General features: G+C 66.9%; 16 protein-coding genes. 11 read left to right on the forward strand and 5 right to left on the reverse strand.

The features are described 5' to 3' along the window. The first annotated feature begins 33 nt into the window (after positions 1–33). Together ACLMAL_RS19440 and ACLMAL_RS19445 are read left to right on the forward strand one after the other, a co-directional pair. Positions 34–975, forward strand: coding sequence for a hypothetical protein (locus tag ACLMAL_RS19440; RefSeq protein ID WP_412000361.1), 942 nt, complete (start codon positions 34–36; stop codon positions 973–975). Between the two features lie 352 nt (positions 976–1,327). Further along, positions 1,328–2,428 (forward strand): CaiB/BaiF CoA transferase family protein, encoded by a 1,101-nt coding sequence (locus ACLMAL_RS19445; RefSeq protein ID WP_412000362.1) that lies wholly within the window; start codon positions 1,328–1,330, stop codon positions 2,426–2,428. A gap of 42 nt (positions 2,429–2,470) precedes the next feature. Here ACLMAL_RS19445 and ACLMAL_RS19450 read toward each other — a convergent pair whose 3' ends face one another. Both ACLMAL_RS19450 and ACLMAL_RS19455 read right to left on the reverse strand, forming a co-directional pair. Beyond that, the gene (locus tag ACLMAL_RS19450) at positions 2,471–3,175 is read right to left on the reverse strand and encodes an NUDIX hydrolase (RefSeq protein WP_412000363.1); all 705 of its coding nucleotides are present in this window, start codon (positions 3,173–3,175) and stop codon (positions 2,471–2,473) included. 370 nt (positions 3,176–3,545) lie between these two features. Beyond that, positions 3,546–4,364 (reverse strand): SDR family NAD(P)-dependent oxidoreductase, encoded by an 819-nt coding sequence (locus ACLMAL_RS19455; protein WP_412000364.1) that lies wholly within the window; start codon positions 4,362–4,364, stop codon positions 3,546–3,548. Positions 4,365–4,496: 132 nt separating this feature from the next. Between ACLMAL_RS19455 and ACLMAL_RS19460 the strand changes: the two genes are divergently transcribed. From ACLMAL_RS19460 to ACLMAL_RS19480, 5 genes are all read left to right on the forward strand, one after another. Then, positions 4,497–5,081: a TetR/AcrR family transcriptional regulator gene (locus ACLMAL_RS19460; RefSeq protein ID WP_412000365.1), complete on the forward strand. Its 585-nt coding sequence runs from the start codon at positions 4,497–4,499 to the stop codon at positions 5,079–5,081. A 329-nt stretch (positions 5,082–5,410) separates the two neighbouring features. After that, entirely contained in the window at positions 5,411–6,079 is a 669-nt protein-coding gene (locus ACLMAL_RS19465; RefSeq protein ID WP_412000366.1) for a DUF3558 family protein, read from the forward strand. Positions 6,080–6,355: 276 nt separating this feature from the next. After that, positions 6,356–6,607 carry a DUF4158 domain-containing protein gene (locus ACLMAL_RS19470; RefSeq protein WP_412000367.1) on the forward strand — a complete coding sequence of 84 codons (252 nt, stop codon included), beginning with the start codon at positions 6,356–6,358 and terminating at the stop codon, positions 6,605–6,607. 39 nt (positions 6,608–6,646) lie between these two features. Then, positions 6,647–7,591 (forward strand): RNA polymerase sigma-70 factor, encoded by a 945-nt coding sequence (locus ACLMAL_RS19475; protein ID WP_412000368.1) that lies wholly within the window; start codon positions 6,647–6,649, stop codon positions 7,589–7,591. 80 nt (positions 7,592–7,671) lie between these two features. Beyond that, the gene (locus tag ACLMAL_RS19480; protein WP_412000369.1) at positions 7,672–8,856 is read left to right on the forward strand and encodes an NAD(P)/FAD-dependent oxidoreductase; all 1,185 of its coding nucleotides are present in this window, start codon (positions 7,672–7,674) and stop codon (positions 8,854–8,856) included. A gap of 161 nt (positions 8,857–9,017) precedes the next feature. Here the strand turns inward: ACLMAL_RS19480 and ACLMAL_RS19485 are convergent, their stop codons facing one another. Continuing rightward, positions 9,018–10,523, reverse strand: a complete 1,506-nt coding sequence (locus ACLMAL_RS19485; RefSeq protein ID WP_412000370.1) for a PLP-dependent aminotransferase family protein — start codon at positions 10,521–10,523, stop codon at positions 9,018–9,020. Positions 10,524–10,585: 62 nt separating this feature from the next. Between ACLMAL_RS19485 and ACLMAL_RS19490 the strand changes: the two genes are divergently transcribed. From ACLMAL_RS19490 to ACLMAL_RS19500, 3 genes are all read left to right on the forward strand, one after another. Further along, complete coding sequence (locus ACLMAL_RS19490; RefSeq protein WP_412000371.1) at positions 10,586–10,936, forward strand: hypothetical protein; 351 nt, start codon at positions 10,586–10,588, stop codon at positions 10,934–10,936. Further along, positions 10,933–11,505, forward strand: coding sequence for a methylated-DNA--[protein]-cysteine S-methyltransferase (locus ACLMAL_RS19495; RefSeq protein ID WP_412000372.1), 573 nt, complete (start codon positions 10,933–10,935; stop codon positions 11,503–11,505). Before ACLMAL_RS19490 ends, ACLMAL_RS19495 begins: the two co-directional genes overlap by 4 nt. Positions 11,506–11,583: 78 nt before the next feature. Further along, complete coding sequence (locus tag ACLMAL_RS19500; RefSeq protein WP_412000373.1) at positions 11,584–12,417, forward strand: alpha/beta fold hydrolase; 834 nt, start codon at positions 11,584–11,586, stop codon at positions 12,415–12,417. 47 nt (positions 12,418–12,464) lie between these two features. Here ACLMAL_RS19500 and ACLMAL_RS19505 read toward each other — a convergent pair whose 3' ends face one another. Then, on the reverse strand, positions 12,465–13,622 hold the full coding sequence (locus ACLMAL_RS19505; protein WP_412000374.1) for an MFS transporter: 1,158 nt from the start codon (positions 13,620–13,622) through the stop codon (positions 12,465–12,467). 82 nt (positions 13,623–13,704) lie between these two features. Here ACLMAL_RS19505 and ACLMAL_RS19510 point away from each other — a divergent pair, with 82 nt between their 5' ends. Continuing rightward, positions 13,705–14,139: a MarR family winged helix-turn-helix transcriptional regulator gene (locus ACLMAL_RS19510; RefSeq protein ID WP_412000375.1), complete on the forward strand. Its 435-nt coding sequence runs from the start codon at positions 13,705–13,707 to the stop codon at positions 14,137–14,139. 231 nt (positions 14,140–14,370) lie between these two features. Here the strand turns inward: ACLMAL_RS19510 and ACLMAL_RS19515 are convergent, their stop codons facing one another. Then, positions 14,371–16,974 carry a LuxR C-terminal-related transcriptional regulator gene (locus tag ACLMAL_RS19515; RefSeq protein WP_412000376.1) on the reverse strand — a complete coding sequence of 868 codons (2,604 nt, stop codon included), beginning with the start codon at positions 16,972–16,974 and terminating at the stop codon, positions 14,371–14,373. Between the last annotated feature and the right edge of the window lie 56 nt (positions 16,975–17,030).

Here is a 17,030-nt window from a genome sequence, read left to right on the forward strand (position 1 = left end):
GCGGTCGAACATAACAGTGAAAGGGAAATATCCATGCAGCGATCCAGTCTCTACCGTGCGCTCGCGGTCACCGTGACCGCCGTCGTCGCAGCCACCGGCGCGCAGCTCATTGCCGGATGCGGCACTGCGTCGTCACAGCCGTGGCCCGGTAGCGGTAGCGCCGAGCAGGTCACCCTTGCCGCAGACAAGTCGGGGCACCGATGGGCGTCCGCCGCGTCCGCCACCGTAACGCCCGGGGTGCAGACCAACACCCAGGGTGCGAGACAGTGCACCGCGAACTACACCTTCGTCGACGATGCCGGCAACGTGTACCTCGGTCAGGCCGCACACTGCGCGGGTACGGGTATCGGCAACCTGACAGACCCCGACGGCTGCACCGCCGACAGTCTCCCTCTCGGCACCGCGGTCACCTTCAACCGTGGCGGCCTACTGATGTTCCCGGGTGAGGTCGTCGGCACCGGTCACCTTGTCTATAGCAGCTGGCTGACGATGCAGCGGGACGGCGAGCAGGACCGTAATACCTGCGCCTACAACGATTTCGCGTTGGTGAAGATCGCCCCCGAGGACCTCGGCAAGGTCAACCCGAGCGTGCCGTACTGGGGTGGTCCCGTCGGCATCAACACCACCGGAACCGGCATCGGTGACCGCGTTTACGGCTACGGCAACTCCGGCCTGCGGTTCGGAATCGCCGAACTGTCCCCTCGGACCGGCCAGAGCAAGGCCGACGGGCTTGTTACCGCCGGTTGGACACACGCGCTGAGCGTGCCCATGCCGGGGATACCCGGCGACAGCGGCGGGGCCTTCCTCGACCGCAACGGCTATGCCCTCGGCACGCTATCGACTCTGAACATCGGTTTGCCGATCGTCAACAACATCGGTGACATAAGCCGCGAACTTGCTTACGCCCGAGCACATTCCGGCATCTCGGGACTCTCGCTGGTCCTCGGCACCGAACCGTTCGACCCGAACCGCTGAGAGAAGCTGTCAGCTACGACGATGTCGAGCGGGAACAGCGCACGCAGAATGCGTCCTGAGCTCGCTGTAGTGGCGCCCGACCTGATCTGGCGGCGGGTCGATGACTTCCTCGGCCAGTGTCGGATCGGTCGATAACAATGCCGACCTGCCCGGGTGACGCCGGAGGCGCACTTCAAGACCACGCTCCACAGGCTCATTGCGGTCAACCGATTCGGCCGGTTCTGAGCGCAGAGAGGTTCCGGACGGGGGATCCGACGTTATTGTCATACTGTCAATACACCCCCCGGGCCGCTCCCGGGGCGGACGCACCGCGTCGCCGGTGCACTGGATCAACGACGAACCGAGGTAGGGCGTGAGCACACCAACCACCGCCACCAAGCAGGGCCCGCTCGCGGGCATCAAGGTCATCGAGCTGGCCGGTATCGGTCCGGGTCCGCATGCGGCACTGCTGCTGGCCGATCTCGGCGCAGACGTGGTGCGGGTGCAGCGACCCAACCTGCTCCCCGGCTTCATGGAACGGCCGCAGTGGCGTGGGCGCACCATTGTCGAGGCAAATCTGAAGGATCCGGCCGATATCGAGAAGGTCCTCGGACTCGTCGAGAAGGCCGATGTGCTGATCGAGGGCTTCCGCCCCGGTGTCACCGAGCGTATGGGCCTCGGGCCGGATGCCGCGCTGGCGCGCAACCCCCGCCTTGTCTACGGCCGGATGACCGGATGGGGACAAGACGGCCCGCTCGCCGACCGCGCGGGCCACGACATCAACTACATCTCGCTGACCGGTGTGCTGAACGCGATCGGCCGCAAGGGTGAGCGTCCGGTGCCGCCGCTGAACATGGTCGGCGACTTCGGCGGCGGCTCGATGTTCCTGGTGTTCGGCATCCTCGCCGCGCTGGTGGAGCGGCAGAGCTCCGGCAAGGGCCAGGTGATCGACGCGGCGATGATCGATGGGGCCCTTGCCCTTTCGCACATGATCTGGGGCATGCGCGGCATGGGCCTGTGGTCCGACGAGCGCGGCACCAACCTGCTCGACACCGGCATGGCCTTCTACGACACCTATGAGACCTCCGACGGCAAGTACATGGCTGTCGGCGCGATCGAGCCGCAGTTCTACGCCGAGCTGCTGAAGGGCCTCGAGATCGATCCCGAGGGCCTGCCGATGCAGATCGACCCCAATGGTCAGGACCAGCTGAAGAAGCTGTTCACCGAGAAGTTCAAGACCAAGACCCGCGACGAGTGGGCGGAGATCTTCGACGGCACCGATGCCTGCACCACCCCCGTCCTCACCTTCACCGAGGCCGAGCAGAACCCGCACATCGTCGCCCGCACCGGCCTGATCGAGCTCGACGGCGTCGTCCAGCACGCACCCGCCCCGCGCTTCTCCCGCACCCCCAGCGCCACCCCCACCCCGCCACCGACGGAGGCGACCCCGTTCGAATCCGTCTGGGCCGACTAGGCATTCACCGCACTACGCGAACGGCACGTTGGCACTCGGCAGCTACCTGCGTGTCCAGTCGGGCTGAACGAAGTCGGCTATTCGAGCTTCGGACGGGTCCCGGCCGAGCAGGACGATCTCGCGGAACTGCCAGAGCATCGCGCCGGTAGGGGCGTGGATCGTCATGTCACTGCCGAGTCGCATCTGCAGCAGGCCTCGGCCTTCGGTGACAGGTGCCGGCGTGTTGTCACGGAGTGCGGACTGCCGCACGGCCTCCCGAGGGTGGACCCATCGCGGTGTGTCGTCGGCGGCCAGTCGAGCGAGATCCACCGGATGGACGGAATGGATCTCGGCTGGGCTCGGCGTCAGATCGGTCGTATCGGCGAGGGCCGCCACGAACGGGGTGATCACGAATCCCGAAGCGGCGGGGAAATCGTCGAGCCTGCCGAGCAGGTCGGCGGGAGTCGCGGTCAGGCCGAGTTCCTCGTGCAGCTCTCGCAATGCGGCCTGCTCGGCGGTTTCGCCGTCGTCCAGTCGGCCGCCGGGCAGCCCCCACTGCCCGGCATTGCGGCCTCGGTAGGCCCGCTTGATGACGATCACCGATGGTCGTCCGCCGGCTTGCTCCACCACGCACAACAACACGGCAGCCCGACGGATGCCTGGGGTATCCGGAACTTCGATGTGCGGAAACTCGCTCAGCCGCACGTTCGCGAGCGCACGAAAGTCATCGACGTTCTCGGGGACACGCGGTCCCGTGGTGGAGCCCATACCCGTCGATACTGCCCCACCCGTCCCGGTGACGGTTCACCTCCCACCCACCTGCCGCCCATCAGTCCAGTCGACGACCCAGAGCGGCCCAGCCGCACGCAAGGATTCCGTCGAACGAGAGGTGACGGGGCGGTTTCTCGGCACATGCCGCACCTCGGCGGGCACCCTGCAGGGCGTCGTCGGGTGTTCGGTTCCGGGCGACCGAGCGCGCCCCTTCCCGGCCTTCCATCCGGCTCGGCGACGCGATCGCTTTCGTCGACCCCGATTCGGCCACACCGCTCGACTGCGGCAACCACGGGCGAAACCTCCCCTCGCGAGCGCCCTTGCACTCTAGGGCTGGACGCGGTTCGGGGCGGGAATGCTTCGGGCCCTATGCAGCCGCGGCGCCGGCCGGGCCGGCGGCATCGGCCACTCCACGGGTGACCAGTTTTGCGATTCGCGCCACGAAAGTGCGTGGGCGGCGGGGCATCAGGTGGGCCGAGGCGAAGTTCCCGGCACCGGGGACGACGTAGCCCTTGTTGCGCTCGAGCGCGCGCAACGCGGAACCCACCACCCCCTCAGCGCTGCCGAACGGTGCACCGATGGCGGCTTTTCGAGTGCCGACCACGTCGAAGAACTCGGTCTCCGTCGGGCCGGGGCAGACAGCGAGGACCTTGATGCCGCGGTCGCGGTATTCGCTCCACAGCGACAAGCTGAAGTTGAGAACGAAGGCCTTGCCCGAGGCGTAGGTGGCGAAGTAGGGCGCGGGTTGGAAGGCGGCGGTCGAGGCGACGTTGACGATTTCGCCGCTACCGCGTTCGAGCATGCCCGGCAGCAGACGGCGGGTGAGGCCGGCCAGCGCTACGACGTTGACCATCAGCTGGTCGTGTTCGCGATCGGCGGCGAGTTCCTCGAAACGGCCCGCGCTGCCGAAGCCCGCGTTGTTGACGAGGGTGTCGATCGAAAGCCGGCGGGCGGCAAGCTCGTTCGCGATGCGAGCGGCGGCGTCGGGCTCGGCGAGGTCCTGGCCGATGACCTCGACTCGGACGCCGTGGCGGTCGCGCAGTTGGGCGGCAAGGGATTCCAGGCGGTCCAGTGAGCGGGCGACCAAGACGAGGTCGTGGCCGCGGGCGGCGAGGGCGGCGGCGAACTCGGCGCCGATGCCGGAGGAGGCGCCGGTGACGAGGGCGGTTTTTCCAGAGCGGGTCATGTCTAACTCCTTCGATCGGATGCAACACAACAGTAGCTGTATTTCCAAAACATGCAACATCGATGTCGCATCTAAATCTGGAACTGAATACCGCATGTACTATGTCCAGCAGATAGCAGCGAAGAGGAGCCCATGCCGTCCACATCCGCACGCCCCTTGCGCGCCGACGCCGAACGCACCGTGCGCGCCATCCTCGACGCGGCCGAGCGGGTACTGAGCGACAACCCGAACGCGACGCTGGAACAGATCGCGGAAGTCGCGGGCGTCGCGCGGACCACCGTGCACCGCCGCTTCGCCAACCGCGAGGATCTGGTGCGCACCATGGCGATCACCGCGTGGCGGCGAATGGACGCGGCGGTCGATGCGGCCCGCCCGCAGACCGCACCGCCGCTCGTCGCGCTACACCAGGCGACGGCCAATGTCATCCAGATCAAATACGGAGCTGCGTACGCCCTCGATCGCATCGACGTGAGCGACCCCGAAGTCGCCCGGATCCAGGCAGACGTCTTCGCGAAATGCGATGCGGCGTTTGCCCGGGCGCAAACCGAAGGCGTCATCGCACCCGACGCCGACCTCACCTGGGTGCGCCGCGTCTATCTGGCACTGATCACCGAAACCGTGCACGGCGCAACCGAATTGGACACGACGACAGACCCGGACACGCTCGCGAGCCGCGTCATAGACACCCTCCTCAGCGGCGTCGGACGCGGGCGGTAATCGACCGACGCACGTATCCGGCCAGTTGGACACTAGTGTGAGGATCGGGTCCCGGCTGATCGGTTGGGTGATGGCCGATACCAGCGATGTAACCGCGACGCGAGAAGCGGCGGCGAGTCCGCAACGCCGCCGATCCGGAACGGGGTTCGCCTCGGGTCCGGCGCGCAGGCTGGGATCGGGTTCCTGACCTCGCGGCACATCCTCCGGCTAAGCCTCCCACTATCGGGGCATCCAGAAGTTTGCTGAGCCGTCGGTGCCAACCGCAGAGTCGGGCAATAGGGAAGGTGTGTCGCTCCCCGAAAATACTTGATGATGAAGGGGTTTCGCGAATGTCCGATAGAGGGAAGTCGATGGGTGCCATGGTGGTGGCCGTCGGCGCTGCAGTGCTACTCGCGGGATGCGACGGCAGTTCCAGCACCAGCCAGCCGACCCCGGGCAACTCGCAGGCGGCGACGACAACCATTGCGGCCGCGACCACATCCGCTGGGGGTGCGACCACATCCGCGGGGGGCGAGGACTCGAACACCGGAGGTGCGAACACAACGGACGCACCAGCGCCCGCCCAGCAGTCCGCGACAGTGGCGCCCGCCGCGCTCTGGGACCCCTGTGGGATATCCGACGCCGATATCACCAAGCAGGGATTGCGCGTCGACAGCAAGGCGGCGCTCACCGGATCCGACAGCTCAGGCGATAAGAGCTGCCGTTGGCAGTCCCTCATGGGCAAGTCCGAAATGACGATCGTGTCGACCCGGAATACGGTCCAGGACTTGATGCAGAGCGGCCGCTATGTGGATTTCAATGCACTGTCGGTCGGCGACCGAGCGGCCCACCAATATCGTGCTGCCCAGGACACGAATAAAATCGGCTGCTACATCGGCATTACGGTGCCGGGCGGCCTCGTCGCATTCGTCACGCGGAATCTACAGCCCGATGCGCCCGAAGAACCATGCGTCGGGGCGCGTCGTATCAGCGGCGCGCTGGTCGGGTATCTCCCCTGAGCGCCTCGCAAGGCAACGATGGTAGCTGGAATACGGTGCGCGACAACGACTGTCAGCTGACCTCGGACGGTGACACCAACCTCATGGGATGGCACAGGTGGTGACAGGTTCCCCCGAAATGCCCGAATTCACTGTGACACAAAGTTTTACAGGACTGTTTCGCGGTGACTATGGGTTGGGAAGTGCCTGTTAGAGGGAAGTTTTCACGTTCAGGGTGCGGTTGGTGCTCGGGTTGGCCGCCGATGATGTTGGTCGGTGTGCTGGAGGGTGCAGTTCGTGGCGACGCGGGTGTTCGCGGACGAGGAGTTGGAGCGCCTGCGGGGCCCCGGAGATCAGCCGCGACGAGCTGATCCGGTTTTCACCCTGGCTCCGGCGGATCTGGCGGTTGTTGATCCAGGGCGGGTGCAGGGTCCGGCGGACCGGTCGGGTTCGGCGATTGCTTTGTGCACCTTGCCGCGGCTGGGGTTCGGGCCGGACAGGGTCGTACCTGCGCCGCCGGTGGTGATAGCGCGGCTGGCCGAGCACTGAAGGTGGACGCGGCACGTGCAGGTGGACGACGATGGGCAGATGTCGCTCAGTACACGCGAGGCCGATCTGTTCGAGAGTTACCGGGGCCGTTTGGAGGCGATTGCCTACCGGCTGCTGGGGTCGGCGAGCGATGCCGAGGACGCGGTGCAGGATGCGTTCCTGCGGTGGCATGCCGTGGACCGGGAGCACATCGAGACACCCGAGGCGTGGCTGACGAAGGTGCTGACCAATATCTGCCTCAATCAGCTCACCTCGGCGCGGGCGCGACGGGAAACCTATGTGGGGCAATGGCTTCCGGAGCCGGTACTGGCCGGTGACCGGATGCTCGGTCCGGCCGACACCGTCGAGCAGCGCGAGTCGGTCTCCATGGCGATGCTCGCGGTCATGGAGCGGCTCACGCCCAATGAACGGGTGGTGTACGTGCTGCGTGAGGCATTCGGCTACTCGCATCGCGAGGTCGCGGAGATCCTCGACCTCACCGAGGTCAATTGCCAGCAGATCTACCGGCGGGCCAGACAGCATGTCAGCACCGAGCGCTCCCGGACCACGGTCGATGCGGAAGCCGCGCGCCGGATCGTCGAGGAATTTCTCGCCGCGGCCCTCAGCGGCGATACCGAGCCACTGATCCGGTTGCTCACCGACGATGCGGTCAGCATCGCCGACGGCGGCGGCAAGGTGCCCGCCCGCAAGACGCCCGTCCTCGGTGCACTCGGCATCGTGCGCTACCTGCGCGAGGTGTTCCGTGGAACCAAGGCCAAGCGCGATCTGGTCGGCGGCGTGCCGTCGCTCTATCTCGTCGAGGTCAATGGCGCTCCGGCCGCACTGGTCGAGGTCGACGGGCGGGTGTACGGCGTCTTCGGCTTCGATACGACCGCCGAGGGCGTCGCGAATATCCACATCCAGCTCAACCCCGACAAGCTGGAACACATCACGCGCCAGTGGAGGGCCGCCGGACCTCAGCGACCCTTCACCGTGGGGTGGTGATTCACCTCACAGTCCATAGCTGTCAGGGTTTGCGGGGCTGTCCGGTTCAGGAGGTGAGTCCAACCCGATAGGAGCAAGCCATGAAGCACCGCATTGTCGTTCTCGGAGCCGGGTACGCCGGAGCCAATGCCGCTGGGCGCCTGGCTCGGCGACTGCACCCCGACGACACCGAGATCGTTGTCGTCAACGCTGATCCCGATTTCGTGGAGCGGGTCCGCTCGCACCAGCTCGCGGCCGGACAGAAACTGGAGCGCCGCAGGCTGATCGACGTCTACGCGGGTACCGGCGTACAGGTGCGAATCGCGCGGGTCACCGCCGTCGACGCCGACCGCAAGACAGTCGCGCTCATCGACGACCAGGGCGTCGACGAGATCGCTTACGACACACTCGTTTACGCCCTCGGCAGCACCTCGGCCGACAATGGCGTCCCCGGCGTCTCCGAGCATGCGTACGCCATCGCGGGCAAGCCGTCCGCGCTGCGGCTGCATGAACGGCTGCAAGAGCTCGACGCGAGCGGCACCGTGTTGGTTGTCGGAGGGGGCCTCACCGGCATCGAAGTGGCCACCGAGATCGCCGAGTCCCGCCCCGATTTGCGCGTATCGATCGCGGCCCGCAACGGTTTCGGTGACTGGCTCAGCACAAAGGCCCAGCAGCACCTGCGCAGTACCTTCAACCGCCTCGACATCGCTGTGCACGAGCACGCTGACATCACGCGCGTCCGAGCCGAGGGTGCGGTCACCGGCGACGGCAGCGTGATCCCTGCCCAGGCGACGGTGTGGACGGCCGGTTTCGCGGTCCACCCCATCGCCGCGGCCACCAGCCTCGAGGTAGATGAGACGGGCCGTATCGTCGTCGACGCCACCATGCGCTCGGTCTCGCATCCCGACGTGTACGCCGTCGGCGACGCCGCACTGGCACAGGGCGCGGGCAACAAACCGCTCCGCATGTCCTGCGCGTCTGGCGTCCCCATGGCCCACCATGCCGCCGACGCCATCGCCGCCCGCCTGACCGGCCGCAAGGTCCCCCAGAAGACCATCGGCTATGCCGTCCAGTGCATCAGCCTCGGCCGCCACGACGCCATCATCCAATTCGTCACCCCCGACGACCAACCCAAGCCCTCCGCTAGCACCGGCAAGACGGCCGCCCGCATCAAGGAGTTCGTCTGCAAGTCCGCAGCATGGAGCATCACCCACCCGACGAATATGCTCCCGACCCGCCGCCGCCACATGATCGTGGCCGCGGAGGCGCTCGCCGTCACCGCGTGACCCCGCACCACCGCGTGGGCCCTGTCGGACGACGACCCGACACGGCCCGCGCCCGGGCGGATCCCGGCCGATCGGGTGCCGGTGATCGCCGCGCATGTGTGCACCTGGTACGCGCCCAGCGCATGGCCGTGCATCCCGAAACCCTTCGGGCCGAACAGGTCTCAGTAGCAGGTCAGCGGCTGGAGCGGGTCGGCCGCGCGCGGGGTCAGCGCTTGATAAGCGGCGGCAATCGACTTGACCGCGAGTCGGAGTTCGGGTTCCGGATGGGTGAACGGCAGGCGCAGGAAACGTTCGAAAGCGCCCTGTACGCCGAATCTCGGTCCGGCGGCGAGCAATACGCCGTGGTTGGGGGCGGTGGCCGCGAGGGCCGTGGAGACCGGGGCCGGAAGTTGAGCCCAGACGGACATACCACCGGCACCGGTGGTGACGCGCCAATCGGGTAGTTCTTCGGTGACCGCCGTCAGCAGAGCGGCACGCTGCGAGAGCAGTTGACCACGGCGGCGGTCGAGGATGGCCTCGGCATGCTCCAGCAGGTAGGTGGTGGCCAGCTGGTCCATCACGGGGGTGCCGAGGTCGACGGTGGAGCGGATGCCGAGCAGCTTGGTGATGAGCGCCTGGTTGGTGCGGATCCAGCCGACGCGCAGGCCGCCCCAGAAGGACTTCGAGGCCGAGCCGATGGTGACGATCTCGGTGCCCTTGGCGAAGGCGGCGACGGGCGGTGGCGGGGTGGCATCGGTCAGGTGCAGGTCCATCATGGACTCGTCGATCACCACGGTCATGCGGGTGTCGCGGGCGATGGCAGCCAGTTCCGCGCGGCCCTCGGCGTCCAGCAGCAGGCCGGTCGGGTTGTTGAAGTCGGGCACCAGGTAGGCCAGCGTTGCCGCGGTTTGCCGTGCGGCACTGCGGATTCCATCGAGATCCCAGCCCGAACCCGGGGTCTCGGGACGCAGGGGCACCGGCACCGGGCGGGCGCCGACATCGCGGATCGCCTCGATGGCGTTCGGATAGGTGGGGTGGTCGATCAACACCCGCGCCGCCGGAGCGGTGAGCACATTGAGCAGCAGCCGCAAGCCGTGCTGGGCGCCGAGGGTGATCAGGATCTGGTCCGCTCCGGTGGGCAGGCCACGCTCGGTGTAGCGACGTGCCACCGCCTCGCGCAGCGCGAGCACGCCGACCGGGTCCATGCCGTGTGTCATGAGGTAGGGCGGAAGGCCCTGCAGCGCTGTCGAATACGCGTCCTGCATTTCCAGCGGCGCGGCCATGGCGGCGTAGGTCATGTCGATGGTCGGCAATTCCGGCTGCGCCATCAGCGCGAGAATGCTGCGCGCAGGCTTGGCGCCGTCGTGCTGGATGGCGGGCGGCAGGGCCACGGTGCTGCGGGAGCCCTGCCGACTGATCAGGTAACCGTGCTCGCGCAACAACGCGTAGGTGGAGGTGATGGTCGTGCGGCTGACGCCGATGGTGGCGGCGAGGTCGCGTTCGCTGGGCAGGGCGACGCCGAGTGGGGCCCTGCCGTCGTGGATGAGCAGCCGGATGCCCTCGGCAAGGGCCAGGTAGGCCGGGCGCGCGGACCTGCGGGACTCACCGGATTCCCCGCCCTCGTCTGCACTGCGCCACTGCCCCAGGTCCCGAGCCAAGCTGGCAGCACCGATCACTCTTGTCGACATAAAGTCCAGTATCAACCAAGTGGATATTTCTTGGCAAGGCCAGTCGGCGCAAGCTGTCCGTTATGACCGCAATCGTGACGGTGCTCGTCCTCGGATTCTGCACATACCTCATCTACCACTACGCGCCGAAGCGGTCGGAGGAGATCTTCCGGATCGACCGGTTCCGCGCACCGGGCCCACTGACCGACTGGCCTTCGTCGTACTACGAAGACCAGCGCCGATACTCGGATCTCGCCGCGATCTACGGACGCAGCGACATGCCGGATCCCGACCTGGGGAGCGCGGCGCGACCGGCCGTCGCCGCGCAGCGCGCGGAATCCGGACCGATCGCCACACGCAAACCAGTCCAGTTATGCAAAACTGGACTTGTCCGTAAAAATCTGTCGGCTGCGGGAGGCACACTGACGGTATGAGTGAATCCGCTCGCGCGTCCACCGGGGCGGCGCTCTTCGACACCGCGATCGGGATCTGCGCGATCGCCTGGAACGAGGGCGCCGTCATTCGCTTCCAGCTGCCCGAGTCCAGCCCCGCGGCCACCCGGGCACGGATCACCCGCCGCCGCAGCGGCAGTGCCGACAGCACCGAAATTCCCGAGCAGACGCCGACCGGTCCGATCGCCGAAGCGATCGCAGGCATCCGCGCCCACCTCGACGGCAGCCTCGACGACCTGCGCTGGATTCCCTTGGACACCAGCACGATTCCCAGCTTCCACCGCGCCGTGTACGAGGTGGCCCGAGCCATCGACCCGGGCCACACGCTCACCTATGGGCAGGTCGCCGACCGCATCAATGCTCCCGGCGCGGCCCAGGCCGTCGGACAAGCGTTGGGCCGCAACCCGATTCCCCTCATTATCCCGTGCCACCGGGTACTGGCCGCCGACAACGCCCTGACCGGTTTCTCGGCCCCGGGCGGCATCACCACCAAACAGCATCTCCTGGAGATCGAACGCACCCCCGGCTTCGGCGAGCCGACACTGTTTTGAATCGCACCGATTAGTTCGTCCGGCCCGCGCCGTCTTATCTCTTGAAGCAACGCACGCGCTATCAGGAGAAGAACGACCATGGAGACTGTCACCTCGGCCGACGGCACCGTCATCGCATTCGACCGGCACGTCGGAGGCGACGCCGGCACAGTGATTCTGATCGGGGGCGCATTCAGCTTCCGCAAGTTCCCCAAGATGGTCGAGATTTCCGAGACCCTCGCCAAGCAGTATGGTTTGACGGTCGTCAACTACGACCGCCGAGGCCGTGGCGACAGCACCGATACGCCGGGCGAGTACAACGTCGATAACGAAATCGACGATATCGCCGCGCTGATCGAGGCGGTCGGCGGGTCGGCCGCCCTGTTCGGCTGGTCATCGGGTGCCATGCTCGCGCTGCGAGCCGCGGAATCCGGCCGGGTGCCTGGCATCTCGCGCATCGTCGCGTTCGAGCCACCGTTCGTCGTCGATCGTGAAAACCACGTACCGCCCGCAGATTTGACCACCGAACTGCATGCGCTGATTGCCGCGGATCGCCGCGCGGAGACTGTGCGGTTCTATATGAACAAGGCCATGGGTATGCCGCGCGCCATGGTGGCGGTCATGCGATTCACCCCGTACTGGAAGGGCCTGCTGGCCACCGCGTACTCGATTGCGCACGACTGGGCGGTGGTGGAACCGTTCATGCGCGGCGAGGCCCTGCGCACCGAGGACTGGTCACATGTCACCGTGCCGACGCAGGTGATCTCCGGTACCAAGAGCATCCCGCTGCTCCGCAAGGGCGCCAAGGCCATTGCCGCCGTGCTGCCCGATGCCGAGCACAAGGAGCTCGCGAAACTCAGCCATAACCCGTCGATCGAGATCCTGGCCCCCGCCGCCGCCGAATTCCTCACCCGGGCCGGATCCGACGCTTGATCGGCGCGGCCTGCGGCGACGATCCAACCGCCGCAGGCCTGTTGCGATCAGACGGCCGGCACCGGTCGGCGATCGCGGTGCACCATGTACACCGCGATCACCAACCCCGCGAAGGTCAGCAGCGCGCCGACGAGATAGATCGACCGCAGGCCCAAGGCACTGTCGCCGACCTGCCCGCCGAGCCACCCCGCGAACGCGGCGGCCAGCTGAAATCCGGAGGCGTTCACCGCAATGGCCAATGTCGGTGCGGCACTGGCGGTTGCCATCACCCGAGTCTGCATCCCGGGAATGATCGCGAATCCGAACACGCCGATCACGAAGGTCGATGCGGCCACCGACGTCGCATCCGTGCCGACCGCCCACATCACCGTCAGCGCGGCGGCAAGGCAGCCGAGCAACCCGGCCACCGAGGGCAGCAGGGATTTGTCCGCCATCCAGCCACCGAGAAAGTTTCCGATGACCGCGCCGACGCCGTACACCAGCAGCAGGATGGGCACCGCGCCGTCGGCGAATCCGGCGACGTCGGTGAGCAAAGGCGCGATGTAGCTGAAGACCATGACCAGCCCGACATTGCCGACGGCCGTCAGCGCGATCGCCATCTGGACATCACGGTTGGCGAAGACCCGCAGTTCCGGCAGCACCGGCCCGGTCGCGTGCACCGGCGGCACCGGAACGAACCGCAGCACCATCAGCACTGCGCCGGCCGCGAAGACCCCCACCGTCGCGAATGTTGCTCGCCAGCCGAAGCTTTGGCCGATGAGTGTACCGATCGGGGTGCCGAGAATGATGCCCAGATTCATGCCGAGTGCCACTTTCGCCACCGCGGCGGACTGTCGATCCGGCGGTGCGGTCGACACGGCGGTCGCGATCGCGACGGCGAAAAATGTAGCCACGACGAGTCCCGCGGCGCCTCGCGTGATCAGCAGCATCGCGTAGTTCGGAGCGACCGCCGACCCGAGATTCGCCAGTACTGCCACCGCGACGAGACCGATGATCAGCGGTTTACGAGCCAGTCGCGCGGTCGCAATGGTGATGACCGGCCCGCCGACGATCATGCCGACGGCATAGGCGGCGACCAGCAGACCGGCCGCGGAAACGGACACCGACAGATCGGCGGCGACGTCCGGGAGAATGCCCGCGATCACGAATTCGCCTGTGGTGAGGCTGAAGACGACGAGCATGAGCGAAAGCAGCGAAAGTGGCATCCACGTCCTCCACGATAGTTCTAACTGTAATGATTTGAATTAGAACTATCACAGTTCGAATCATCAGCGCTAGACTCGAGCCATGGCAAGACGGCCGGACACGTCCGCGGACAGCAAGATCGACCGGGATATGTGCAGGCTGGTGCACCAGTTCGCGCACCAGCTCGACACCAACGCGCGTCGCGTTGCCGACGAACTCGGCCTGACGCCGACTCAGGTCGTCATGCTGCGTGAGCTCTCCGAACCGATCACCGCACGAGAACTCGCGGCCCGCATCTTCTGCGAACCGTCCAACGCGACATTCGTCCTCGATCGACTCGAACAGCAGGGCCTGATCGAACGGCACCCGCACCCGACCGACCGCAGGGCGAAACAGATTGTGCTCACCAAGACCGGTCACGACCGCCGCGCCGAGGTACTGGTCGGCCTGCATACCGACTCACCGCTGTCGCCGCTGACGACAGTCGAACAGGAAACCCTGCGCGATCTACTACAACGGCTGGTCGCGCCGGAGTAGCAGCGGCGTGATGGCGAGGGTGGATGGTCGCGCCGAAACCGGCGCCGCAGGTCCACCGAGGATGGCGCCGACCAGGATTCGGGTCAGGCAGTACAGCCTCTGCACGTGCGCACGCACCATAGCCGTAGCCCGGATGTCGTCAGACCGGACGAAACCGGCTCGACGCTAATGAAGTGACCGCCTCCTCCGTTCCGCGAAAGCGACCATCGCCGGTCGGTGGAGTATGCCGCGTCATCCGGAGCCCGAGTCGCCTCGCATCAGCGCGCCCAGCGACTCCCGGTCGGTGACATCCATTTTGATGCAGGCGCGATAGAGATGGCCTTCGACGGTGCGCACCGAGACGGTGAGGCGGTCGGCGATTTGCCGGTTGGACAGGCCCGCCGCAACGAGATTCGCGATTTCGCGTTCCCGAGAGGTGAGTGGCAGCGGCTGGGCAGCCTGACGCAGCGCCGGGGTGCTCGCCCCACCGCAGGCGGCGGACAGTCGGTTTGCCGCCGCGGCGGACTCCAGCAGACGGCGGCGATCGCCGCCACGTTCGTGCGCGGAAGCGGCTTGGGCGGCAGCGTCCGCGGCCGAGAGCAGCGCGCCGATCTGCTCGAATTCGGCCGACGCCGCATCGAGCCCCGGCCCGTCGTGGGCGGCGAGCGCGACCGCGTGCTTGGCCTGTGCCTGCACCAGCCTGCCGTCGATTTTGGCTGCCAGATCGGCGAGTCTGCCCGCGACCGAATGATCGCCGAACCTGGCAGCCACGTGCAGCGCCATCGCCTCGATGGCGTGCTGATGCGACCGGGCGGCGGCGTCGGCCGCGCCCATCGCCGATCGGATGGCCGGGGTGACAGTGCCTTCGGCGGCGGCCATGCAGGCCTTGGCGATCTCCAGCTGCGGGTCGTACACCGCGCTGTGTCTGCCACTGCGCGCGGTGACCTCCGCAATGGTCTCGGCCGCCTCGGTGGTGCGACCGAGCGCCGAATATGCCTCCGCCAAGCGGATTCTCGCGGGGATCATCCAGGCCGCCGCGCCCTCCATCGAGAGGGCAGCCACCGCCTGTTCGAGATGCTCGATGCCGTCGAGGAATTGACCTTTGGCCACGTCGACGGTGCCCTGCAGAATCTTCGACATGCCCCACGCCAGATACTGGCCCGGCGCGGAATAGCCGAAATATGCCGCGGCGCAACGCCGCGCTGCTTCCAGGTCGCCGGTCAAGGTCAGCGCGAGCACCTCGGCGTGTGTCGAAATGAACCGGTTGAGCCCATCGATGTGGGATTCCACCTGGTGCCCGCGTGTCGCGTACTGCCGGGCGGCCTCACCTTTGCCCATCAGTGCCAGGGCAAGTCCACCGCCGAACGACGCCCACCACACCGCCCACGGCGGCGATCCTGCGGCCGACATCACGGATTCGGCATCGGTGAACGCATCGTCGAGCCGGTTCTCATTGACCGCGCACGCCGAGGCGAGTCCGGTGAGCGTAGCCACGATTTTCGGATGCTTCGCCCTGGCCCGGATCGACGCGAGCACCTCGTCGGCGCGATCGGCATCACCAACGGCCCACAACAGATTCGAGACCCGAGTGCTGCCCCAACGCGCCAGCTGCACTTCGTTCAGCTGATCGGGATCGAACGTGGCGAGGGTACGTTCGGCCTCGATGCGGTGACCCTGCCAGAGCAGCGCCCGCGCGAGCAGATCCGCCGCCTCGACACCGCCCTGGCGTTCCACCGCCGCCCTGGCGAAACGCTCACCGAGCGGCAGGTTCGCCAGCCCGATCGCATCTGCCGCCGCGGCCTCGAACAGCTCGAGGTCGGCGGATTTATCGCTGTCCAAGGCCAATTCGGCCAGCCGGATGCGGTCGGCGGCGGAATTGATGCGCCGCTCCTTGAGCGAGGAGTACAGCCGTCCACGCAGCCTGCGGGCCGAGGCGATGCCGAGCCTGCGCCGGATCACCTCACCGAACAGCGGGTGGTTGTAGCGCACGATCAGTCGGTGCGAGTTCGCGACAACCCTGATCACACCACGGTTTTCGGCAGCCTCGACGGCTTCCTCACCGGCCAGCTCGGCAAGCACGTCGAGGTCGATCGGCTCACAGAAGGTGAGCAACTCGAGCACCCGCAGCACCGGCTCCGGCAGTTGCTCGACCCGATCCTCCAGCAGCGCGGCCAATTCCGAGGTGACCGCGGCTCGGCCGCGCAGCTGCCACACGCCGTTGACCTGACGCAGCGTGCCCGCCTCGATCGCGCCCTCCACCAAATGCCTGAGAAACAGGGCATTTCCACCGGAGGACTCCCACATGAGGTTGGCGGTGAAGCCCTCCAACTGCCCACCGAGCATGGACTCGACCAGGTCGACGCTCTGGCGCTGGGTGAACGGGCTCAGGTCGATGCGCAGCAGATGGCCGTCTTTCCACAGCGAGGTGACCGCGTCGGGAACCGGCACCCCGCTGCGGACCGTCGCCACGATATAAGCGGCCTTATCGATGGCAAGCTGCAGCAGCAGCGTGGCCGACAGTTGGTCGAGCAGGTGTGCGTCGTCGACGCCGATGATCGTGTGCCCGTCCGCGAGCAGCGCTTCCCGCGCCGCGGACATGAACGTCACCGGATCACGGGCTGTATAGACCCCGACCATGTGCGCGAAGACGCCCAGCGGGATGCTCCGCGCCGATTCGGTGCCCGCCACCCATCGAATATTGCCGCCGATGGCGGCCGTCGCCTGTCTCGCCAGCGTCGTCTTGCCCACCCCGGCGTCGCCGGTGAGCACCGTGCCGACATAGTCGGTACCACTGAGCGCTGCGCGGATCGCCTCGAACTCGGTCTCGCGCTCGATCATCGGCCAATTCCGAGCCATGCTCTAACTGTAGTTCTTCACCGATCATGATCGAAGCCAACGAACGATGAACTGCC

The organism is Nocardia sp. CWNU-33, assembly GCF_046764895.1.
Taxonomy (GTDB): domain Bacteria; phylum Actinomycetota; class Actinomycetes; order Mycobacteriales; family Mycobacteriaceae; genus Nocardia.